General features: G+C 60.9%; 13 protein-coding genes. 6 read left to right on the top strand and 7 right to left on the bottom strand.

Annotated elements, in window-relative coordinates; genetic code table 11:
- Positions 1–42 precede the first annotated feature (42 nt).
- Together ACR0EL_RS12880 and ACR0EL_RS12875 are read right to left on the bottom strand one after the other, a co-directional pair.
- A complete protein-coding gene (locus tag ACR0EL_RS12880) occupies positions 43–273 on the bottom strand; it encodes a DUF2798 domain-containing protein (RefSeq protein WP_480500294.1) in 231 nt (76 codons plus the stop codon).
- Between the two features lie 70 nt (positions 274–343).
- On the bottom strand, positions 344–1,099 hold the full coding sequence (locus ACR0EL_RS12875; protein ID WP_480500292.1) for a hydroxypyruvate isomerase family protein: 756 nt from the start codon (positions 1,097–1,099) through the stop codon (positions 344–346).
- A 171-nt stretch (positions 1,100–1,270) separates the two neighbouring features.
- Between ACR0EL_RS12875 and ACR0EL_RS12870 the strand changes: the two genes are divergently transcribed.
- A complete protein-coding gene (locus tag ACR0EL_RS12870) occupies positions 1,271–2,212 on the top strand; it encodes a DMT family transporter (RefSeq protein ID WP_480500291.1) in 942 nt (313 codons plus the stop codon).
- On the opposite strand, the gene ACR0EL_RS12865 is transcribed toward ACR0EL_RS12870, so the two are convergent.
- Positions 2,209–2,787, bottom strand: a complete 579-nt coding sequence (locus ACR0EL_RS12865; protein WP_480500290.1) for a DUF1285 domain-containing protein — start codon at positions 2,785–2,787, stop codon at positions 2,209–2,211. The genes ACR0EL_RS12870 and ACR0EL_RS12865 overlap by 4 nt on opposite strands.
- A gap of 64 nt (positions 2,788–2,851) precedes the next feature.
- Here ACR0EL_RS12865 and ACR0EL_RS12860 point away from each other — a divergent pair, with 64 nt between their 5' ends.
- The 4 genes from ACR0EL_RS12860 to ACR0EL_RS12845 are packed head-to-tail and all read left to right on the top strand — an operon-like array spanning position 2,852 to position 9,529.
- The gene (locus tag ACR0EL_RS12860) at positions 2,852–3,859 is read left to right on the top strand and encodes an AAA family ATPase (protein ID WP_480500289.1); all 1,008 of its coding nucleotides are present in this window, start codon (positions 2,852–2,854) and stop codon (positions 3,857–3,859) included.
- Positions 3,856–4,731 (top strand): DUF58 domain-containing protein, encoded by an 876-nt coding sequence (locus ACR0EL_RS12855; RefSeq protein ID WP_480500288.1) that lies wholly within the window; start codon positions 3,856–3,858, stop codon positions 4,729–4,731. The genes ACR0EL_RS12860 and ACR0EL_RS12855 overlap by 4 nt, the downstream gene beginning before the upstream one ends.
- Entirely contained in the window at positions 4,728–7,490 is a 2,763-nt protein-coding gene (locus ACR0EL_RS12850; RefSeq protein ID WP_480500287.1) for a DUF4159 domain-containing protein, read from the top strand. The genes ACR0EL_RS12855 and ACR0EL_RS12850 overlap by 4 nt, the downstream gene beginning before the upstream one ends.
- Positions 7,487–9,529, top strand: a complete 2,043-nt coding sequence (locus ACR0EL_RS12845) for a hypothetical protein (RefSeq protein ID WP_480500286.1) — start codon at positions 7,487–7,489, stop codon at positions 9,527–9,529. Before ACR0EL_RS12850 ends, ACR0EL_RS12845 begins: the two co-directional genes overlap by 4 nt.
- A gap of 10 nt (positions 9,530–9,539) precedes the next feature.
- On the opposite strand, the gene pbpC is transcribed toward ACR0EL_RS12845, so the two are convergent.
- The gene (gene pbpC / locus ACR0EL_RS12840; RefSeq protein WP_480500285.1) at positions 9,540–11,576 is read right to left on the bottom strand and encodes a penicillin-binding protein 1C; all 2,037 of its coding nucleotides are present in this window, start codon (positions 11,574–11,576) and stop codon (positions 9,540–9,542) included.
- 36 nt (positions 11,577–11,612) lie between these two features.
- A complete protein-coding gene (locus ACR0EL_RS12835) occupies positions 11,613–17,036 on the bottom strand; it encodes an alpha-2-macroglobulin family protein (RefSeq protein WP_480500284.1) in 5,424 nt (1,807 codons plus the stop codon).
- A gap of 115 nt (positions 17,037–17,151) precedes the next feature.
- On the opposite strand from ACR0EL_RS12835, the gene ACR0EL_RS12830 reads away from it, so the two are divergent.
- Positions 17,152–19,341: a response regulator gene (locus tag ACR0EL_RS12830; RefSeq protein WP_480500283.1), complete on the top strand. Its 2,190-nt coding sequence runs from the start codon at positions 17,152–17,154 to the stop codon at positions 19,339–19,341.
- Between the two features lie 82 nt (positions 19,342–19,423).
- On the opposite strand, the gene yaaA is transcribed toward ACR0EL_RS12830, so the two are convergent.
- The gene (yaaA, locus tag ACR0EL_RS12825; RefSeq protein WP_480500282.1) at positions 19,424–20,194 is read right to left on the bottom strand and encodes a peroxide stress protein YaaA; all 771 of its coding nucleotides are present in this window, start codon (positions 20,192–20,194) and stop codon (positions 19,424–19,426) included.
- 33 nt (positions 20,195–20,227) lie between these two features.
- Positions 20,228–22,267, bottom strand: coding sequence for a DNA helicase RecQ (recQ, locus tag ACR0EL_RS12820; RefSeq protein WP_480500281.1), 2,040 nt, complete (start codon positions 22,265–22,267; stop codon positions 20,228–20,230).
- Between the last annotated feature and the right edge of the window lie 76 nt (positions 22,268–22,343).

Raw genomic sequence — 22,343 nt, 5'->3', positions numbered from 1 at the left:
GCGCGCCGCTCATCAGGCCCGATGGGCCCTCTTCGCGACGGGTCAGGCTTTGGGCCTGACCAGACGGTCGACCAGCCGTTTGACGCTCGGTCCAAGGATCACGATGACGGTGAAGGCGATGGGCCAGCAAAAGGCCCAGGCCGCCATCCAATCCCCAAAGGTGCCCGGCCCAAATCCTATGGCCTTGATCGTGGCAATCCCGGTCACGATGCAGGACATCAGCCCTGACATGATCAGGCAGAACATAATATGTGACAGTCGGGCGTGGGTCATCGGTATCATCCGTTCATTCACCGCGCCAAGCTGTGCGATATTTTCGCAGCAAATACCAGTAACGGGCGCGTTAGAATGTCATCCAGCGCAGCGAGTCTACGGTGCGGGGCGTCGTTGGATTGTATTCGGCACTGGCCCATCCGTCGTATCCGCTGTTGTCGATGGCGTTGAACAGGGCGGGAAAGTCGATCGAGCCATCGCCTGGCTCGGACCGGTCTGGGGCGGCCCCGATCTGGGCATGGGTCACGCGGTCCTGATATTTCTGCCATATGGCAAGCGCATCCCCATGGATCATCTGCGCGTGGAAGCTGTCAAATTGCAGGCCAATATTGGGACGGTCCACCTGATCCAGCACCTCAGCCGCGAGCGCGTAGTCATTCAGGAAGTAGTCACGCTGCGATACGGGGTTTAGCGGTTCGATGGTGAACTGCTGGTTTGGCGCAACATCTGCCGCCCATTGCAAGTTTCGCACAAAACACGTCATCGCGTGCGAACCAGAGGCGTAGCCGGACATGATATGTATTGTTTGCGGGCGGAGGAGTTCGGCGTAGCGCAGGACGCGCCGGATGTCGGATTGGAACCGCGCCTCACCCTCTGGCACGGCCGCATAGCCTGGCTGTCCGCCCGTGTAGTTGGGCGGAGGGGCATTGATCAGAACCAGCTCCAGCCCGTTGGCCAGCAAGGCGCGGCGGGTTTCCTTGGCCGCCAGATCATAGGGAAACAGAATTTCGACGGCCTTGAAGCCGGCCTGTGCGGCGGCCTCGAAACGTTCGAGATACGGCAGCTCTGTAAAGAGCAGCGAAAGATTGGCGGCAAATCTGGGCATGAGTGGTCCCGGGGTTTGGTTCGCAAACTCTAACGGGCGGGTGGTTTTCAGGAAAGAGACTGAAAACGACAGATTGTCGAAAATCGACCAGAACGCGCCAAGCAAATCATCGAATTTCTAGGCGACACGGCGAATCATTTAGCTCGCCGTTTTTTATGAAGGTCCGATCCAATGGCGATGAGCCCAGACCCCGTGCGCGGGACAACTTTACCTGTGTCTGGTGGGCGCAGCTCGGCCTTGTCAGGCAATGGGCTGGCGGTTGCGTCTATGTTGACATGGGCCGCCGGATTTCCCGCGGCCGAGGTCTTGTTACAAACTTGGCCACCAGTTGCGTTGCTCGTTGCACGATTGGCGCTTGCTGTGGCTGTCATGTTGCCAATTTGGATTCTGATCGACGGCCAATCGCGCGTCATGCGTGCCCGATGGGGTCATGCAATGTTTGTTGGGGGGATGCTTGGCACCGGCATGTTCCTGATCATTTTGGCGCAAAAGCTGACAGATCCGGTAACAGTGGCCATCATCGCCTCGTGCGCACCGTTGTTTGCCACATTGATCGAGTTGGCGACTGGAACACGGCGGTTACGCTGGAATTTTGCGTTGGGTATGGTGGTGTCCATCATAGGCGGTCTGATCGCCACCAGTGCGGTGGCCCCAGCGCAGCTGGGGTTGGGCGCTGTTTGTGCCGTCGCCTCGACCGGGCTGTTCTGTTGGGCGACAATGGCAACTGCGAGAGATTTCCCTGACCTTAGCCAGACTGGCCGCAGTACCATCACATTTCTTGGCGGATTGATTGTTGCTGTGTTGCTGTTCTTCGTCGCGCGACAATTGGGTGTGGACGTCATGCCGACAGCGAAGATCGATGTTCAACAGATCGGAATGCTCGGAATTTATGCGTTGGTTGCAATGGGCCTCAGCCAGGTCTTGTTTGTAGGATCCGTTGGAAAGCTGGGCGTTGCATTGGCCTCATTCCACATCAACATAGCGCCTTTCTACGTGATGCTGATCATGCTGATGTTGGGGGATGACTGGAACTGGACCCGTGCGCTGGGCGCAGGGATCGTGGCCGTGGCTGTGGTGCTGGCGCAGGACCGCAAGGTCGCGCGTATCGCTTAGCCCGGTAAATCTGACGCTGAGATTAGCGGAAAGAACTGCCCACCCGACCAGACGCCAAACCAGCCATCATGCTTGGTACCAATATCCACGAGTCGGTAGAAGCTTTTGCGGTCAATGCGTGCTTCAAGGTTGTTTCGGATCAATACGTAGGGTGTGGGTTCCTCTGTTTCCGCATCGATGACAATGCGGATCGGGTGATCCGGCCCGGCGATGGCCGTATCGCCCACATGGGTGGTAAATGTCAGGTCTTGCGACAGGCCATCCCCCGTCTGGTCGAAGTCGACCGCAAGAAACGGCGCATCCTCGACAGTGATTCCCACCTTCTCGACCGGCGTGACGAGGTAGTATTTGCCGTCTTCTTTCTTAAGAATTGAGGAAAAAAGCTTCACAAGCTCGAACCGGTTGATGGGCGACCCTAAGTAACTCCAAGAACCATCTTTGGCGATCTTGATGTCCAGATCGCCGCAAAACGGAGGATTCCACAGGTGAACGGGCGGTAGACCCTTGGTTTTGGCCGCTTTGACTGATGCAGCCAAACCATCCGGCGAAGGTTTCACGGGTTTTTGTCCGCTCATTGCTTTTGCCATTTCCTCTTAGCGCGATACACTTCATCTATAATAGTCCACGGAAGGGAAAGTCATGACCGAACCTGCCGACCTCGTATCCGAGATCGAAGCGCTGGAAACCAAGTTGCAAGAGGCCAAGGCCTCGATCACCCGCCGCTTCATCGGGCAGGAGAGGGTCGTGGACCTGACCCTGACGGCGCTGTTGTGCGGTGGACATGCCCTGCTGATCGGTTTGCCGGGTCTTGGTAAAACGCGACTGGTCGAAACTCTGTCGACTGTCATGGGTCTGCACGGCAATCGCATTCAATTCACGCCCGACCTGATGCCTGCTGATATTCTGGGGTCGGAGGTTTTGGACACTGCCGACGATGGCAGCCGTCATTTCCGCTTCATCTCCGGGCCGATCTTCTGCCAGTTGCTGATGGCGGATGAGATCAACCGCGCCAGCCCGCGCACCCAATCGGCCCTGCTGCAGGCGATGCAAGAGCGGACTGTGACCGTGGCGGGTGAGGATCGATCGCTGGGTGTGCCCTTCCACGTGCTGGCCACGCAGAACCCGATCGAACAGGAGGGTACCTATCCGCTGCCCGAGGCGCAGCTGGACCGTTTTCTTGTTCAGGTCGACGTCGAATACCCAGATCGTCAGACCGAACGGGACATTCTGCTGGCCACTACAGGCGTCGAAGAAGATGACGCGCATCAGATTTTCACCAAAGAGGAACTGCTGGCCGCGCAAGTCCTGTTGCGACGGATGCCGGTGGGGGATTCAGTTGTCGAATTGATCCTCGACCTGGTCCGCGCCTTCCGCCCGGATGAAGCGGGCGTGTCCGAGCGGGTCAAGGAAACCGTTGCTTGGGGGCCCGGCCCCCGTGCGGCGCAGGCGCTGATGATGACAGTTCGAGCGCGGGCTATGCTTCAAGGGCGTTTAGCGCCGAATGCCGAAGATGTATTGGATATGGCCCGCCCGGTGCTGAGCCACCGGATGGCGCTGAACTTTGCGGCGCGGGCGCGGGGCGACAGCTTGTCAGACCTCATCGAATCTACCGCTGCCGGTTTGATCCGAACCGAGGCTGCGGCGTGAATGCTGCGCTGACCCTTCGAGAACGATCTGAGGTCGAGGCGTCCCGGCTGCCGCCCCTTTTGGCGCGCGCCGAACATCTGGCCGGAACCGTTTTGTTGGGAGACCATGGTCGGCGACGCTCGGGCATGGGGGATGATTTCTGGCAATATCGCCCGGCTCAGATCGGGGATAGCCGCCGGATGATCGACCACCGCCGATCAGCGCGAGGGGACCAGCAATTTGTGCGGGAACGCGAATGGCAGATTGCGCAATCGGTAATGCTGTGGGTCGATCAGGGCGCGTCGATGCGGTTTGCTTCTGACAAAAGCCTGCCCACCAAATCAGATCGGTCGCGTCTGTTGGGTCTGGCCACAGCCAGTCTACTGGTGCGCGGCGGTGAACGTGTTGGGCTGACGGGGACGACCTTGCCGCCCCGACGCGGCAATGCGCAGATCATCCGCTTGGCGCAAGCCTGGTCCGAGGATGATCAGGCAGACTATGCCCCGCCTGAGCACCGCGCCATGATCCCGCATGCGCGTGCTGTGTTCATATCCGATTTCCTCGGCCCGATGGACGAGGTTGAACTGGCGCTGACCAAAGCCGCTGACCGCGGTGTGCGCGGTGTGATCTTGCAGGTGTTGGACCCAAGTGAGGAGAGTTTTCCCTATCTTGGCCGCACCATTTTCGAAAGCGTTGGTGGAACAGCCCGCCATGAAACACTGAAAGCCGGAGACCTGCGCGATCGTTATCTGGACCGATTGGCGCAGCGCAAGGATGCGTTGACGCGGCTGTGCCGCGCGACAGGGTGGCAGCTGGGTCTGCATCACACCGACGATAGCGCGCAGGCGGCGCTGCTCTGGCTCTATCGGGCGTTGGACGGGGGCACGCGATGACGGTTCTGGCGGGCATCGGCTTTACCGCCCCTTGGGTGCTGTTGGGTTTGCTGACCCTGCCGATCCTGTGGTTGATTCTGCGCGCGGTTCCACCGGCGCCGATCCGGCGCTTGTTCCCGGCGGTGACATTGCTGCTGGGGTTGAAGGATGACGAGAGCGTCTCGGACCGCACCCCGTGGTGGCTGTTGCTACTGCGTATGCTGGCAGCGGCAGCGATCATCATTGGCTTGGCGGGTCCGGTCCTGAACCCTTCACGCGATGAAACGGGCACCGGGCCTTTGTTGCTGGTGCTGGATGCCAGCTGGGGTGGTGCCACACGGTGGTCCTCGACGCTGGACCAGATCGATGCGCAATTGACCGAGGCGGGCCGCTCAAGCCGCCCTGTCTCGATCCTGCGATTGACCGAACCGGAACCGCCCGTGTTTCAGGCGGCAGAGGCGTGGCGCAACCGCCTGCCCGGCCTGGTTCCGAACCCATGGCAGCCGACTGAGGCGCAGATCGAACAGGTCATAGCCGCGCTGGAACAGGTCGAAGGCGGATTTGACACGCATTGGTTCAGCGATCGGCTGGCCTATGGCGGCCATGAGGGTTTGGTGTCAGCGCTGCAATCGCGCGGTGAGGTCACAGTTTATCAATCCACATCGGATGCATTTGCCATCCTTCCGGCTGCCTATCAGGATGGTGTCATTCAGGTGACGGTGTTGCGGGCCGAACCCGACCCTGAGGAAACCGTGACTGTTCTGGCGCAGGGTCGTGACCCTGCGGGCACCGCACGCGTTCTACAATCTGCAGAACTGGCTTTTGAGGCAGGCGCGACTGAGGCGCAGATCGAACTTGCGCTGCCATCGGAACTGCGCGCCCGGATCACTCGGTTCGAGATTCAGGGCCAGAAATCAGCGGGGGCTGTAACGCTGACCGATGACAGCCTGCGCCGGCGCGAGGTCGCGCTGATCGCCGGAACGGTGAACCGCGAAGGGCTGGAGCTGCTGTCGCCGCTGCACTATCTGACTCAGGTTCTGATCCCCACGGCGGATTTCGTCGAAGGTGGGCTGCTTGAGGTTCTGCCTGCAAACCCGGATGTGATCGTTCTGTCCGACGTGGCGCAGATGTCCGCGCCAGAACAGGCGGGTCTGATCGAATGGGTCGAACAGGGTGGCCTGTTGCTGCGCTTTGCTGGCCCCCGCATGGCCGCCAGCGATCTGGGCCGGGACGAAGAGGACACGTTGCTGCCTGTGCGCCTGCGCAGCGGTGGGCGCACTGTCGGCGGCGCGATGAGTTGGGGCGAGGCCAAGACACTGGCCCCGTTCCCAGAAGCGTCGCCCTTTTATGGGCTTCAAATACCCGGTGACGTTGTCGTTTCGACCCAAGTCATGGCGCAACCTGACCCTAACCTGGCGGATCGGGTGATTGCGTCGTTGTCGGATGGCACGCCTCTGGTCACCCGCAAGGCACTGGGATTGGGGCAGGTGGTTCTGTTCCATGTGACCGCAGATGCGGAATGGTCTAGCCTGCCGCTCTCGGGTCTGTTTGTAGAAATGTTGGATCGTCTGGCCGTGGCCTCGGCTGCAAAGTCACGGCAGGTGGATCAGTTGCAAGGCACAACCTGGGAACCTGTGCAGATCATGGACGGCTTTGGTACATTGTCCGACGCCGGCACTCTGGCGGGCGTAGATGGCGTCGAACTGGTCTCCGGTCAAATTGGTCCCGATATCCGCCCCGGTCTTTATGAAAGCGGTAAGCAAAAGCTGGCCCGCAATGTATTGGCCGAAGAGGCAACGCTGCGCCCGGTTGTCTGGCCCGCTGGTGTTCCGATCAAAGGACAGGAAGTAACGACCGAGACGCCATTGGGTGGTTTGCTGCTCAGCCTCGCGCTGATCCTTCTGACCGTGGATGTGATTGCCTCGCTTGCCCTATCAGGCCGGTTGGGTCTGGCCAAAGCAACGGCTGTCGCATTGGGGGCCCTGCTTTTGGTGCCCGAGGCGCAGGCGCAAACGCCGGATGATACGGATTTCGCTCTCGCCGCCACACAAGAGTTGGTTCTGGCACATGTTCTAACCGGCGATGCGCGGGTGGACGACATCGCGCAGGCAGGCCTGCGGGGCTTGGGGCAGACGCTGTTCTTCCGCACATCTGTGGAGCCGGCAGAGCCGTTTGGCGTGGATCTGGAACGCGATGAGCTGGCCTTTTTCCCATTGCTTTATTGGCCGATCACCCCCGATCAGTCGCAGCCATCAGCGGAGGCTTATGCCAAGCTGAACGCTTATCTGCGGTCAGGCGGCATGATTCTGTTCGATACGCGCGATGCTGATATTGCTGGGTTCGGCGCTTCCAGCCCAAATGGGCGCAAGCTGCAACAGCTGGCCGCCCCGCTGAATATCCCGGCGCTAGAGCCTATTCCACGTGATCATGTCCTGACCCGGACCTTCTATCTGTTACAGGATTTCCCCGGTCGCTATTCGGGCACCGAGGTCTGGGTCGAGGCCGCGCCGCTGGATGCGGAACAGATCGAAGGGATGCCCTTCCGCAACCTCAATGACAACGTGACGCCAGTGGTGATTGGCGGCAACGACTGGGCCGGGGCCTGGGCGGTGGACCGCAACGGGCAGGCGTTGCTGCCGGTAGGACGCGGTTATGCGGGCGAGCGGCAGCGCGAGCTGGCCAACCGCTTTGGAGTCAATCTGGTAATGCATGTGCTGACAGGGAACTATAAATCCGATCAGGTCCACGTGCCTGCTCTGCTGGACAGGTTGGGACAATGACCGGAACCGTCATCTTTGATCCGCTGATCCCATGGCCCGTGCTGGCCGTTGTTGCTGCGATTGCGGTTTGCGGGATCGTTCTGGCCCTTTGGCGAGGTCTGTCCGGTTGGGCGCTGCGCGGCTTGGCCGCTCTGGTCGTGATCGCTGCTCTGGCCGGTCCGGTGTATCAGGTCGAAGATCGCGCGCCGCTGACCGATATCGTTCTGATGATCGAAGATGAAAGCGCCAGTCAGACACTCTCAGATCGTGCGGATCAGACCGCCGAGGCCGCCGAGGCGCTGGCTGCCGAGATCGACTCGCGCGACAATACCGAACTGCGCCGCATTCGCGTTGGCGACGGGGATGGGGATGAAGGCACGCAGGTGATGGCAGCCGTAAACGCTGCGCTGGCCGAAGAACCTCGTGCGCGGATTGCCGGTATCCTTGTGGTCTCGGATGGGATCGTGCACGACGTCGATCAGGCGCCCGACCTGCCTGCACCGATGCATCTGCTGCAAACCGGGCGCGAAAGCGATTGGGACCGCAGGCTGATCGTCCGCAACGCGCCCGCCTTTGCTATTATCGGCGAACCTGTAACACTGACTTTGCGGGTCGAAGACAGTGGCGCCGCACCGGTCGGCGCTGCAAATGCACCGCTTGAGATTTCCGTCGATGGCGGCGAGTCACAGCAGTTCACCATCCCAATTGGCATGGACGTAGAATTGCCCATCACGCTGCCTCATGGTGGGCGCAACGTCATCCAGTTCACGGTCCCAGAGGCCGAGGGTGAGCTGACGGATCGCAATAACACCGCGCTGATCCAGATGAATGGTGTCCGTGATCGGCTGCGCGTGCTGCTGGTGTCGGGTGAACCGCATCCGGGCGGTCGCACGTGGCGCAACCTTTTGAAATCAGACAGTTCCGTTGATCTGGTGCATTTTACCATTCTGCGCCCTCCGGAAAAGCAGGATGGTGTTCCGGTCGATGAACTGTCGCTGATCGCCTTCCCGACCCGAGAGCTGTTTCTGGAAAAGATCAACGATTTCGATCTGATCATCTTTGATCGTTACAAGCGGCGCGGCATCCTGCCTGCGATCTATCTGGACAACGTGACCGACTATATCAACGATGGCGGCGCAGTGCTGATTGCGGCGGGTCCTGATTTTGCCACGGCGGACAGCATCTTTCGCTCACCGCTCGCATCGATCTTGCCGGCGCAGCCAACCGCGCGTGTGATCGAAGAACGCTATGTGCCTATGGTCAGCGATCTGGGCCACCGGCATCCGGTGACCACCAATCTGGGCGATTCCGAGGATTGGGGCGCATGGCTGCGTCAGATCGACGTGAAGCATCGCGAGGGTCAGGTTTTGATGACGGGGGTCGAGGACCGTCCGCTGCTGGTTCTGAACCGGGTGGGTGAAGGGCGCGTTGCCATGCTGGCTTCGGATCACGCCTGGCTCTGGAGTCGGGGGTTCGAGGGCGGCGGGCCGCAGCTGGAACTGCTGCGCCGTCTGGCCCATTGGATGATGAAAGAGCCGGAGTTAGAGGAAGAGGCGCTTTGGGCCGAGGCCAACGGCCAGTCGATGCGCATCATCCGTCAGACCCTCGAAGAAGAGGTTGGCCCGGTGACGATCACCCGCCCTAATGGCGAAACGCTTGAGATGACACTTGATGAGGTCACGCCCGGTCGGTTCGAAGCGCAGTATTTTGGGCCTGAGATTGGTCTTTATCGCTTACAGGAGGGCGACCTGATGGCCGTGATCGGGCTGGGCCCCGCCGCACCAAAGGAGTTTGAGCAGACCATCGCTACGGGCGACGTTCTGGAACCGGTGATTGATCAGATGCGTGGCGGCGTCATCCGCTTGGAGGATGGTGTGCCTACGGTCCGCAACGTCCGGGCCGGGCGACCAGCGGTCGGGCGCGGCTGGATTGGTCTGACGCCGCGCGAGGCGTATGAAACGCGCGATGTTACCCAGGCCGGGCTGCTGCCCCCCTGGCTGGTGTTGCTGCTTGCGGGTGGGTTCCTGTTGGGCGGCTGGCTGCGTGAAGGCCGCCGTTAAGAGCCGCGCCTTAATCGACCTGGATCGAGACCTGATCAGACGCGCCGCGCGCATCCACCACCACCAAGTGTGAAAAACCGCGACCGGGATTTGGGATATCAAACTCTCGTTGCCGCTGACCTGTCAGCACTGGAACCCCATCAGCCAACAGGGAAAACGGACCAACCCCACCGCGCAGTTTGACGGTCAGGGGGGCTCCGTTCGTCTCAAATACGGCGTTGTTGGGCGGAAATACCAGATCAGGCGCGCTTGGGTCTTTCTTGAAGGCCGCGCTGCGTGGTTGAAACCTTTGCAGCGGCTGGGGCAATTCTGCCGCGCTCAGGATCAAAGTGGATGGCGGCGGTGGCCGCAAGGGCGTGGGCGCGGGTTTTAGGTGTCCGAAGGCTTCAAACAACAGCGGGGCCGCCAGCTCTCCTCCAAAGGCGCCGGGCACCGCGGTGCCATCAGCACGGCCTAACCAAACCCCGATGACATGCTGCCCGTCAAAGCCGACCGCCCAGGCGTCGCGGTGCCCATAAGACGTGCCGGTTTTATAGGCCAGCCCCTGCGCAGCGGCGCCCGAAGGTGGCGCCAGCCCGGACAGGATGTCGGCTACCTGCCACGCGGCCACATCTGATAGCGTGCGCGCTGTCTGTTCCCCGCCAGACAACGCGTCGTGATACAGAACTGGCCCCTGACCACCTGCTGCCAGCGTCGCGTAGAGCTGTACCAGATGCCGCAGGCTGAGCCCGACGCCGCCAAGCGAGATCGCCAGGCCAGGGGCTCCGCCACTTAGTTTCGGCTGCGTTCCGGCATCGCGCAGCGCGGCCATGACACGGGCTGGGCCGAGTTCATTCGTTAATCGCACGACGGGGATGTTCAGCGACAATTGCAGCGCGTCGCGCACCCGGACATCGCCACGAAACATACCGTCGAAATTGCGTGGGGCGTAGCGTCCGAACATCACCGGGCTGTCGCTGATCAGGGTTTCAGGATGGGCCAGTCCCTGATCGAATGCCATGCCATAGATCAAGGGCTTAAGCGTCGATCCGGGCGAACGCACCGCGCCGGTCATATCGACAAATCCCTGCCGCGCGTCCTGATAGCCCGCTGATCCGACCGAGGCGAGTATGTCACCGCTGCGATGATCTGCAACGATCAGCGCGCCCGAGATACGCGGACCCGCTTCGGAGGCCGCTTGGGCTACCAATCCCTCTAGCCGGGATTGAAGGTGCGCATCCAGGGTCAGATCATGGGTTTGGGCCTCGGGGCGCGTGCGTAGCGCGTGATCGGTCAGATGCGGCGCATGGCGTGGGAAAGGGCGCATCTGCGTGGGAACCGCTTCGATTAGCGCCGCCTGCATGTTGTCTGACGACAACACACCATGCCGCTGCATCCGGTGCAGGACGCGGTCGCGGGCTATTTCCGCATTCGCATTTGCCCGATCCGGGCGGCGGGTTTCTGGCGCTTGGGGCAGGGCCACCAGCAGCGCGGCCTGCGCAGCCGTCAATCGCGTCGGGTCTTTCCCGAACCACGCGCGCGCGCCTGCGCGGACACCTTCCAGATTGCCGCCATAAGGCGCGTGGATCAAATAGAGGTCCAATATCTGTTGCTTGGTCAGCCGTTGTTCCAGCGCCAATGCGACTCTAATCTGGCGGAGTTTGCCGCTCCACCGTCCGGTTGGGCCATCCTCGATCAGCCGCGCAACCTGCATGGTCAGGGTCGATCCGCCCGAGACTGCGCGGCCATTCCACAGCGCTTGACCCGCAGCGCGGATCATCGCAGCAGGATCGACGCCGGAATGAGACCAGAACCGCTTATCCTCATATCGGATCAACATGTCGACAAAGCGGGGATCAACCGGGCCGGGCTGCATCCGCCAGATGCCATCTTCGACCGGGAAGGCCCGCAGCAAAGCGCCGTTCCGGTCCCGCATCTCGACCGAGGTTTCTGCCAAAACTGGAGGCAGGATGGTTGCGTCCACCCAGTCCTCGACCCGGTCCCGTGCAAAGGCGCTCAGGTAGAGCATACCGGCCAGCGCCAGCAGTATCGAGCCGGTTCTAGGCATCAGGGCGCCTGGCATTTTGATATGGCGCTCTTTCGATCACTTAACTTCGACCCGACCCGTCTCGGTCCGTGCACGGTTTTGCGGGCGGTACATATCCTCGACCGAGGCCGCCGGATGGTGGAACGTGCCGGGCGTGACGGCACGGGCCACATAGGCCAGCGTCACAGTCTCGCTGCTGGACAGATCAACCGCAGCCAGGAACCGGTCCGAGCGGAACTCGGTATGTCTGGCCTCGGATAGGTCCAGCCAGTCCAGCGCGCGCACATCTCCCGAGCGCAGCAGGCTTGGGTTGTCGATCTCGATCCCGGCGGCCAGCGGATCATCCACCATCAACCGCGCCCCTCCGTTTTCAAAGGGCGTAACCGTCAGAACGGTGACGAACCGATCGCCCGTGGTAAAGGAGGTCGGGTCAAGCGGATCACCGTCCATCGAATAATAGGCCCGGTCAATCGCATAACCAGTGCCACCCGCCTCGGGTGGCGTGGTGGGGATGCCGGTGACGGTTAGGGTGATGTCGGTTGGGTTTGCGTCGGTGGCGGTGATGTTCAATTCATCCGCCAACCCGCTTTCCAGAACCTGAACAAAGGGGCCTGAGACCGGAGCGCCATTCACCATCAGTCCTGACCCGGACGGGTCCGAGACTAGCGCATGGGCGGCCAGCAAAGACCAAGAGGCCTCTTGCGTGGATAGGTACTGCCGACCTGCGCTGACCCGCTGGATCAGAGCGTCGCGGTCCACCGCCTGACTGCCCGCATTCACCGCAAGCGTCAGCAAACCGGCGGCATCCCGTAGAGTGGTGCCATAATCCGCGCGCCAGAGGGATTGCCCTTGTTCGGGTCGTTGCTCCAGCATTTGGGCCGCACGGGTGAACATAGCGTCGGCGCGGGTCTGATCTCCGTACGACGCCAGAGCCGCACCCAATTGCGCTGCGGCCAGCGGAGTGTCGAACGCGTCCCCCTTGGCGTCGGCGTAATACCGCAGGTCGCCCATCGAGGCGGCCCCTTCACGCGCCAGTACCATCAGCGCATAAGCAATGTCCTGACCACCCTTGTCGAAATCGGGCGCATAGTTGATCCGGTTGCGCAGGTTATCCATGGCCTGTGCAAAGGCCCGATCCGGTACTGCGTGACCTTGTACTCGGGCGCGCGACAGGAAGTCAGTGACATAGGCATCCAGCCAGAAATCGCCGCTGTTTGCTCGCCAGAGGCCGAAGGCACCGTTCGACGATTGCCGCGTCAGGATGCTGCGGATCGAGTCATTGATGCGCTGATCCACCAGCGGGCCATCACCCAGCCCGGTCGCCTGCGCGACCGACGACAGATAGAGCAGCGGCAGCGCCTTGCTGGTGATCTGCTCGGTGCATCCATAGGGGTAGCGGTTCAACTGATCCAACAGGCCGGGCGTGTCGAACTTCGCCAAAGCGCCTGCAGACAGGATCGCCTTGGCCGATCCCGGTTGGAAGCCGTCGAAGACATCCTGTGTGAATAGGAAGCTGTCACCTTCACCCAGCGAAAACCGCCGTGTTTGAGCCACAACTGGGTCGTTCGCACGGATCGGCATCCGCAGGGTCTGTTCCAGATCCTGTCCATCCGGCGTCGAGATTGCTACGCTGATCTCCGGGTCTCCGACCGCAAGAGCCTGGATGGGGATTTCGAATGTAGCCTTGCCGCCGTCCTCCAGCACAAAACTGGTGGGGGCATCGCCCAGCTCCAGCCCGGCGGAGGTTGTCAGCCCCAAAGCCATCTCGCCCGAGGGACCGTCGGCATGCACGATCTCCAGCAACATCCGGCTTTGGTCGCCGGGGGCCAGAAAGCGCGGCAGGCTGGCGGTGACAACAACCGGGTCGCGGACGATCATTTCTGCCTCGGCCTGACCCACGGCGGCGCTGGACCATGCCACAGCCATCAGGCGCACGGTGCCGTTGAAGGCTGGCAAGGGGATGTCGATCTCGATCTCGCCGTTTTCGTCAACCTGCACCGGTCCGCTGAACACAGCCATCAGGTCTTGTGTTGGCGGAGGGGATTGCCGCCGCATGCCCGAACTGTCGCCGCCAGAGCGAATGGTTCCCATCGCACCGTTCATGCCGTCGATCAAACGGCCATAGACGTCGCGCAGATCAACACCCAGGCGACGCTGGCCATAATAGTAACCCTGCGGGTCTGGGCTTTCGAACCCGGTGAGGTTCAAGATACCAACGTCCACGGCAGCCAAAGTGACCCAGACGGGATCATCCCTGTGTGCGTTTTCGACCCTAACAATAGCTTTTTGCGTTTGTCGGGGTGAGGTCACACTGGGCACGTCAATTGATACCTCCAGTGTACGGCCCACCGGTTCGACCGTTGCATGGGCCACGCCCATGGCGCGCGCAGGGTTCTGGCCAGCGGCGACATCCATCGGGCGGACTACGGTTGCGGTGACATAGGCGCCTGCACCCCAGTCCTTGGTCACCTCTAAGGGGATCACGGTTTCGCCCTCCGGCACCTCGACCATCTGGCGATGGATCACCTGGTTGGATAGAACCTCAATTTGCGCCACTCCGGCCATGCGAGCGACGATGCGTAGCTGTGCGGTATCACCGGGTTGATAGCTCTCGAAATCCAGCGACATGTCCAGCCGGTCAGGCGAGACCGAGGCATCGGCCGCCTGGTACCAGCCCGCAGAGAACTCGACCGCCGTTTCCGCGTAGGCACCATCCAGGCGCTGGACGACCAGCTCATACTGACCCCAATCGACAGGTTGCGACAGGTTTAGCGGCTCTGTTGTCGTTTCAATCTCGCCTGTGGCGATGCGCGTGCGGCGCGTGGTCGGTTCCCAATTCCAGTTGCCGTAAAGCTGATACCACTGATAGCGGGTCTCGACCTTGTTCAGCGTCCAGCGCAGGCGCATGGGGTCCGGTGTCAGATCGGGTGACAGACCGATGATCTGGAACGCGGCCTCGGTGCCTTGTTGAAGAACATCCTCAAAGAGCGGGCGCACCCCGATCATGGCCTGCGCTGGCTGCACAGGGGCAGTCAGGCGTCGTTCCACCGGACGGCCGGACCCATCGGCAAGACGGGTGATGAACACAGCCTCAAGCGGTGCACCATCTGTCTCCAACACAGGGATTTCTACTGCAATCGTGGCGCGCCCCGCTGCATCGGTGCGGGCGTCGCCGAAATAGGTGCTGCGGGTCGATGTCTCGGCATCGTAGCGGCCAAAGCGATAGGCCTCATATCCCGGCACCGTGTCCGTTGGGCGGGCGATGACCTGACCATCGATGTTTAGATCAGACCCGGGCGCGCCGAACAGGTACCGCGCGTCGATTTGCAATGGCGGCGTGTCACCGGGGCGCAAAGGCGCATCCGGCAGCGACAGGACAAAGTCGATGCGTTCCGGCAGAAAATCTTCGACCAACACGGTCTGGCGCGCCAGTGCATCGCCTTCGGGGTCAGATTTGACCTCGATTTTCCACGCCCCGCGCGGCACATCGGCTGCGACAGGCAGAGCAAAGACATGCCCACCGGCAACCCCGCCATCCGAGACCGCACGACGGTATTCAACCCCATCCGGGCGCGACAGGATCACGGTCAGCGGCAGGCCGTCAATCGCCTGCGCGGTGCTGTCCCGCGACAGGGCGGTGACATGAATTACCTCACCGGCGCGATAGGCGCCCCGGTCGGTCGTCAGGAACACATCGACGGGTCCGGCAGCTGCGCGCCCCTCGACCCCGCGATCCGACAGGTCAAAGGCCGGGTCGGTTAGGGACAGAAAGCTGAAATCCGCATCGCCATTGGATACCATAACCAGCGCAGGCGCGCTGCCGCCGTTACCGCGCGTGAGGCCCGGGTCAAACCGTATGTAGCCGTTGTCATCGGTCTGACCTTTGGAAATCACCGCATTGGCGTTTGAGATAAGTGAAACATCGATCCCCTCCTTCGGCATGGCGTCTGCCAACCCGCGTACGGTGACATGCAACCCATCGGTGCCCAATGCGGTGCTGATCCCCAGATCGGTCAGCACAAACCACTGGGTCGCGCCAGGATCGTCATAGGGATCAGCCCCAGGTACGCGCGCCGTCAGCGCATAGATACCGGCGGGTTGGTCGACAATCGCTTCGGCCATGGGCAGGCGGGCGGTCATCGTCTGGTTCAGCTGGTTCGCAACTTCGGCTGTGCCGGTCCAGATGTCCTCGGCCATTTCGTCTGCAAAGTTCCGCTCCTGCCATTCGCTGAGCGGACGGCCAAAGAAATCCTGCTGCACGGCGCGGATCAGGTTGCGGTCACTGACCCGGCGCAGGGTCAGGTCCAGCGTCGGCGTGTTGACTGTTTCAACCGGTAAAGCAGCATCTGCGGCCTTTGGCAGAACATAGCTGCGCCCCGGAAATCGAACCGATGGCGCGCGGTCGCGCACATAATGCGTCAGCTCAACCGTGCGGTTCAGAACCTCTCCGGATGCGGCGGGAAGCCCCTCACGCAGTGCAAGGCGATAGCGCTGACCATGCGCGACTCCATCGACGCACAGGGACTTGCCGTCCAGCTGAACCACCAGCCCCTCATCGCTGCGCTGCACATAGGGGTCATAATCGACCCCGGCCTTGACCAGAGGCTCCGAGAACTCAACGCAGATGCGAGGCGCGGCGGCGTTGCTTTCAACGGTACTGTCAATGACACGAAAGCCATACTTTCCGATGGCGTCGTCCAGGGCGGCCAGTACATCTTCGCGCGGTTGCACCTGTTCGGCCAGCCGCAGGGCCGAGACCATGTCGCGCCCGCGATCCACAGTCTCGAGCGCGTCGGCTAGTGCCATCAGGGCGGCAATCTGGGTGCCCGGTGCATCGGCCCGAAGATATCCGTTGATTGCGGCGGTTACAGCGCGCTGACGTAGTTCGTAACGGCCTTCGCTTCTCGTCGGTTGGGCGACCAGCAACAGTCGGGCATACTCCACCCATAGGTCCGGCGCATCGCTGAGCGAGACCGCTGCTCCGGCCCAAAGCATCGCAAGACGGCCGTCACCCGCGTTTCGCGCCGCATCCAGCAAAGATTGTAGATCCCGGCCTCCAGCATTGTGAACAAATCCAAGGTCCTGTGCCTGCTGAGCCGCGCGGTTTAGGTCTTTCTGAGCGAGGAAATCGAGCGCCTCGGCGCGAGCCTTCGCCAATGTTAGGGTCTGAGCAGGGGTCGGAACCTTTTGGGCTGATAAAGCGCCCTGATACTCCTCCTGCCGGTTGACGCCGCTTTTGGGGAAACAGGCATCCGACCGGGTGTTGTAAGTAAAGGCCGTACAGCGCTGATTGGCCGAGCAGGCCCGAATGCAAGACGCCAGATCTGTATCGAACAGCGCATCCAGATCCGAGCCAAAAAAATCAGCATCCCGCGTGGTGACATAGCGAAATTCAGGAATCGCGGTTTGGGCAAGGGACGCTATCGGCAGGATCAGGAACGAAATGATGTAAGCAATTGAAATCAAAACAAAGCGGTGCATGACGACCTCCTATTCCAACGTAGCCTCGCACGCGGCCTGCCAGTCACGCAACGGCTTAAACACTTTTTCACCGGTTGGCGGGATGCTGAGCGTGGAACGAACGGGATCGAACGCAATGAGTCTTGCACAGAAGCTGGCACAAGAACGACGCGCGCGCCTTGCGGCCGAGCGGATGCTGGAACTGAAACAGGCTGAATTATCCTCGGCCAATCGCAAGTTGGGTCGCCACGCCATGGCCTTGACCAAGCGTATTGGCGAAACCCAGGCCGAGGTTGAGACGGTTCGTGGCGAGAATGAAAAGGTCAAATCCGATCTCACCGTTGCCAATGCAAAGATCGAAGTGGCTGAACGCCGCTTATGGCATTCGATCCAGACCATTCAGGATGGGTTTGCCTTTTTTGACGGTGACAGTCGGCTGATCAGCGCCAACACCGCATATCTCAGCGTGTTCGAAGGGCTGGATGAGGTCGCGCCCGGTATCTCATACAGCCGCATACTGGAACTGCTGACCAGTGAAGGGATTGTAGACCTAGGTGCAGAAAACGCGTCCGAATGGTGCTGCCGAATGCAACGGCGATGGTCTCGTGCCAATCCTCCGCCAGAGGTGATTCAGCTGTGGAACGGCCAGTACATCCGCCTGATCGACCAGCGTGGCAGCGGGGGCGATGTGGTTAGCCTGGCGCTGAACATCACCGCCTCGGTCCGGCATGAGGCCGAGTTGCAGGCCGCCCGCGACAGGGCCGAAGCTGCGAACCGCGCCAAATCGGCTTTCCTTGCAAATATGAGCCATGAGATTCGCACGCCGATGAACGGTATCGTCGGCATGACCGAGCTGCTCTCCGAGTCGCCGATGGACGAAGAACAACGCCTTTACGTCAATACGATCCGCAACTCGGGTGAAGCTTTGCTGGTCATTATCAACGATGTTCTGGATTACTCGAAAATCGAAGCCGACAAGCTGATCCTGCATCCTGAACAGTTCGATCTGGAACGCTGTATTCTTGAGGTTGCGATGCTGTTGCAGCCTAGCGTGCGCGACAAGGGCCTGACCCTGCTAGTGGATTATGACCTGTTCCTGCCCACGCTTTTTGTCGGTGATCCGGGACGGGTGCGGCAGGTGCTGACCAATCTGGTGGGCAATGCGGTCAAATTCACCACCGAAGGGCATGTGCTGATCCGCGTCACCGGCGTGCCCCATCCAGATCAGCAGGACTGCGACATCCACATTGCGATCGAGGATACCGGGATCGGGATCGAAGCCGACAAAATCGGGCATATTTTTGGAGAGTTCAATCAGGTCGAAGACCAACGCAACCGCCAGTTTGAGGGCACAGGTCTGGGCTTGGCCATCACCAAACGTCTGATCACGATGATGAGCGGCACGGTCTGGGTAGAAAGTGAACTGGGGCAGGGCTCGTGCTTTGGGTTCCGTATCTCTCTGCCTACGGCGGAAGGTCCGCAACCCGTGCCGCCTGATCTGGACGGGCTTCTGAAGAACGTCATGGTGGTCGAAGATCTGGCCGTGAACCGGGCGATCCTTGAAAAACAACTCAGCCGGATGGGCGCTGAGGTCACGGTCTGCGCATCGGGCAGCGAAGCCCTGTCAAAACTGGATGCATCGATTGATCTGATCCTCTGCGATCACGATCTGCCCGATATGGATGGGCTGGAACTGGCAACAACGCTGAAAGATCGCGGCTGGGCCGATCTGCCTCTGGTGATCATGTCCGCCAACCCGGGTGTCATCCACGCCAATGTCGCGCGGCAGTTGATCGACGGTGTTCTGCAAAAACCCATACCACGGGCCGAGCTTTATAGTCGCCTGATTGCGCTCGGCAGCCCGGCGCTTAGCCCAGAACCCACCGCCGAGCCAGAGCACGAGGCCCGCGTTGAAGGCGGAAGGCCGATGCGTGTTCTGGCCGCCGAGGATAATCGTACCAATCAGTTGATCCTAAGAAAGATGGTGAAAGACCTGAACATCGAACTGCGCTTTGCCGGAAACGGGATTGAGGCGGTCGAGGCCTATCACGACTTTGCCCCCGATCTGATCTTTATGGATATTTCGATGCCGAAGATGGATGGCAAGCAGGCCACCGGCGAGATTCGCAGGCAAGAGGTCGAAACCGGGCATCATGTGCCGATCGTGGCGCTGACAGCCCATGCCATGGCGGGGGACGATCAGGGTATTCTGTCAGCGGGGTTGGATCACTACCTGACAAAACCGCTGCACAAGAAGCTGATCCATCAGATGATCCTGGATCACCGCCCCGACGGTACTGCTCCGATCACACCTGAAACGGATTGAAACGGCCTTGCCTTCTTCTGTTCAAAAATACTTCGGCACGCGCGAGGGGTTGGCCCCTCGCTCCAACCGCTTGTCCAACAAATCAAGCCTGATAAGGCCGTACAAAAACCGGTTTGTCAGCTTCTGACAAATCAGGGCGGTATGCATAGCCGCCGCTGTCAAATTCCAGCAACGCCTGCGGATCGGTCAGGCGGTGTTGAACAATGTATCGCGCCATCGCACCGCGGGCTTTCTTGGCAAAGAAACTCACGATTTTCGGGCTGCCTGCCTTGTCTTCCATAAAGACCGGGGTGATCACACGCAGTTTCAGGGCCTTCAGGTCCACCGCACCGAAATACTCCTGACTGGCGCAGTTTATTAGAACATCGCTGCCAACCTCGGCGGCCTGCGCATTCAGCGCTTTGCTCAGCTGGTCGCGCCAATATTCATACAGGTTTTTTCCCCGGCGGGTTTTCAGTTTGCTGCCCATCTCCAGCCGATAGGGCTGAATTGCATCCAGCGGGCGCAACACACCATAAAGGCCGGATAGAATGCGCAGATGATCCTGCGCCCAGGCCATCTCATCGGTATCCAGTGAGGCCGCTTCAAGCCCTTGATAGGTGTCGCCAGCAAAGGCCAGCGCGGCGGGGCGGGTGGCGTCAGGCTCTGGCGTGTCGGTAAAAGCGCGATAGCGGTCACGGTTCAGACGCGCCAGATCATCGCTGAGGTCCATCAGCTTTTTCAGATCGCCAAGGGTCAGGTTGCGGGCGGTTTTTGACAGTCGGATTGCGTCGTCCTGAAAATCGGGTGCCGTAGCCTCGACATCCCGCTCTGCCCAGTCCAGCCGCTTGGCCGGGGAAATGACTACTAGCATATCCGCCCTCTTTCCTTACCTGTCCTGCGGTATCTAGCCCGCATCCCGCAGGACGTCCAGAAAGGCCGCACCAAACCTTTCGTGACGGCGGTCGCCCAACACTTGTTCGATCCCGCGCGGATCATCCGGGCGAAGCTGCGCCACCTTCGCCAGTTGCGAGGCAGAGCAAGTCAGTGGTTTGTCGATTCCATCCGGACCACGTGACAACTGGGACTGTACCTCCAGCAAACGGTCATAAATCTCACCCTGATCGCGGCCCGCCAATTTGCGGCGCGCAGGGTGAACTGCAGCGGCCTCGCCCGCGATTACCTCAAGAAACGTGTCGCCATAGCGTTCCAGCTTCTTAGCACCGACCCCGCCAATCCGGGCCATATCATCCAGCGTCATCGGGCGCGTTTCGGCCATTTCGATCAGAGTCCGGTCCGGGAAAATGACATAGGCCGGAACACGGGCGGATTCCGCCAAGGCCCGACGCTTGGCCTTGAGCGCGCTCAGCAAGGGCGCGTCTTCCTCGGACACCATCTCTTTGACCGCAGGGCGGCGCGTGGCCTTGCGGATCGTATCTTTACGCAGATCAATCTGCGCCTCGCCCTTCAGGATTGGTTTCGCGGCCTCGGTCATACGCAGCGCGCCGTGGCGTTCAGGGTCGGGGCGCACCAGATCATGCCCCATCATCTGCCGAAAAATCGCCTGCCATTGCGGGCGGGACCATTCCTTGCCGATCCCCCAGGTGGACAACGTGTCATGGCGACGAGCGCGCGTTTTGTCCGTTTCATTGCCCAAAAGAATGCCGATCAGATGGCCTGAACCGAACCATTCCTCGGTGCGCAAGATCGCAGATAGGGCCATGCGCACCGGTGTGGTGCCATCGAACACCTCAGGCGGGGTATCGCACAGATCGCATTTGCCGCAGGGTTCAGCCTGTTCTCCGAAATAGCCCAGCAGGGTTTGGCGGCGACATTTCAAAGCTTCAGCCAACCCCAGCAGCGCATTCAACCGCGCGTGGTCAGCCATGCGCCTTTCAGGCGGGGCCAGCCCTTCATCGATCTGCGACCGGCGCAGGCGGATGTCGTCGGGGCCAAACAGGGTCAGGGTTTCAGCCGGACCCCCGTCGCGGCCCGCACGCCCGATCTCCTGATAATAGGCTTCGATGGATTTGGGCAGGTCTGCATGGGCGACCCAGCGGATGTCGGGCTTGTCGATCCCCATCCCAAAGGCCACGGTGGCCACCACGATCAAACCGTCCTCGCGGGCAAAGCGTGTTTCGACGATGCGACGGTCTTCAGGGTCCATGCCGCCATGATAGTGACAGGCGATGTGCCCTTCCACGCGCAGGGCTTGCGCCAGCACCTCTGTCTTGTTGCGGGTGCCACAATAGACGATGCCTGATTGGGCTTTGCGGGCGGCTGCAAAATCGAGGATTTGTTTGCGGGGCCCGTCCTTGGCGGCAAAGGCCAGATGGATATTAGGCCGATCGAAGCCACGCAGGAACTTGCGCGGCGCGGTCCCGTCGAACAGCTTTTCGACGATCTCATCCTGTGTCTCTGCATCTGCGGTGGCGGTGAAGGCAGCCAAAGGAACACCCAAGCTGCGCCGCAGCTCTCCGATCCGCAGATAGTCGGGCCGGAAATCGTGACCCCATTGGCTGACGCAATGCGCCTCATCCACGGCGATCAGGCTGACATTGATCCGCCGCAGCATCCCTAACGCGGACCCGGCCGCCAGACGTTCTGGGGCCATGTAGAGGAGTTTCAACCGCCCGGCCTCTAACGCCTCCCACACCGCATCGGTTTCTTCGGGGGTGTTGCCGGATGTCAGGGCGCCTGCCTCAACCCCTGCTTCCTGCAACCCGCGCACCTGATCGCGCATCAGGGCGATCAGAGGAGAGATCACCACCGTCACCCCGTCGCGCAGCAGGGCAGGCAGTTGGAAACATAAGGATTTGCCGCCCCCCGTCGGCATGATCGCCAGCACGTTTTCGCCAGCGGTCACGGCATCGACAATTTCCTCCTGCCCGGGGCGGAAGGCGTCGAATCCAAAGACATCTCGCAGCAAAGGCGCGGAGTCGAACATCTGCGGGGTGGCCCTGTTATAAGGTTTATCTGCTCTTAAGACAGGACAATCACATACTAAGATTCGGTGAACAAGA

This window comes from Ruegeria sp. AH12 (genome assembly GCF_056541465.1).
Note: the sequence above shows the minus strand (reverse complement) of the source record. Positions and strands in the feature narration are given on the sequence as shown.

What these genes read in the sequence shown, in the direction of transcription:
- ACR0EL_RS12880 (WP_480500294.1), bottom strand. Translation starts at nt 273, where the DNA reads ATGACCCACGCCCGACTGTCACATATTATGTTCTGCCTGATCATGTCA.
- ACR0EL_RS12835 (WP_480500284.1), bottom strand. Translation starts at nt 17,036, where the DNA reads ATGCACCGCTTTGTTTTGATTTCAATTGCTTACATCATTTCGTTCCTG.
- ACR0EL_RS12865 (WP_480500290.1), bottom strand. Translation starts at nt 2,787, where the DNA reads ATGAGCGGACAAAAACCCGTGAAACCTTCGCCGGATGGTTTGGCTGCA.
- ACR0EL_RS12875 (WP_480500292.1), bottom strand. Translation starts at nt 1,099, where the DNA reads ATGCCCAGATTTGCCGCCAATCTTTCGCTGCTCTTTACAGAGCTGCCG.
- pbpC (WP_480500285.1), bottom strand. Translation starts at nt 11,576, where the DNA reads ATGCCTAGAACCGGCTCGATACTGCTGGCGCTGGCCGGTATGCTCTAC.
- ACR0EL_RS12850 (WP_480500287.1), top strand. Translation starts at nt 4,728, where the DNA reads ATGACGGTTCTGGCGGGCATCGGCTTTACCGCCCCTTGGGTGCTGTTG.
- ACR0EL_RS12860 (WP_480500289.1), top strand. Translation starts at nt 2,852, where the DNA reads ATGACCGAACCTGCCGACCTCGTATCCGAGATCGAAGCGCTGGAAACC.
- recQ (WP_480500281.1), bottom strand. Translation starts at nt 22,267, where the DNA reads ATGTTCGACTCCGCGCCTTTGCTGCGAGATGTCTTTGGATTCGACGCC.
- ACR0EL_RS12845 (WP_480500286.1), top strand. Translation starts at nt 7,487, where the DNA reads ATGACCGGAACCGTCATCTTTGATCCGCTGATCCCATGGCCCGTGCTG.
- yaaA (WP_480500282.1), bottom strand. Translation starts at nt 20,194, where the DNA reads ATGCTAGTAGTCATTTCCCCGGCCAAGCGGCTGGACTGGGCAGAGCGG.
- ACR0EL_RS12870 (WP_480500291.1), top strand. Translation starts at nt 1,271, where the DNA reads ATGGCGATGAGCCCAGACCCCGTGCGCGGGACAACTTTACCTGTGTCT.
- ACR0EL_RS12830 (WP_480500283.1), top strand. Translation starts at nt 17,152, where the DNA reads ATGAGTCTTGCACAGAAGCTGGCACAAGAACGACGCGCGCGCCTTGCG.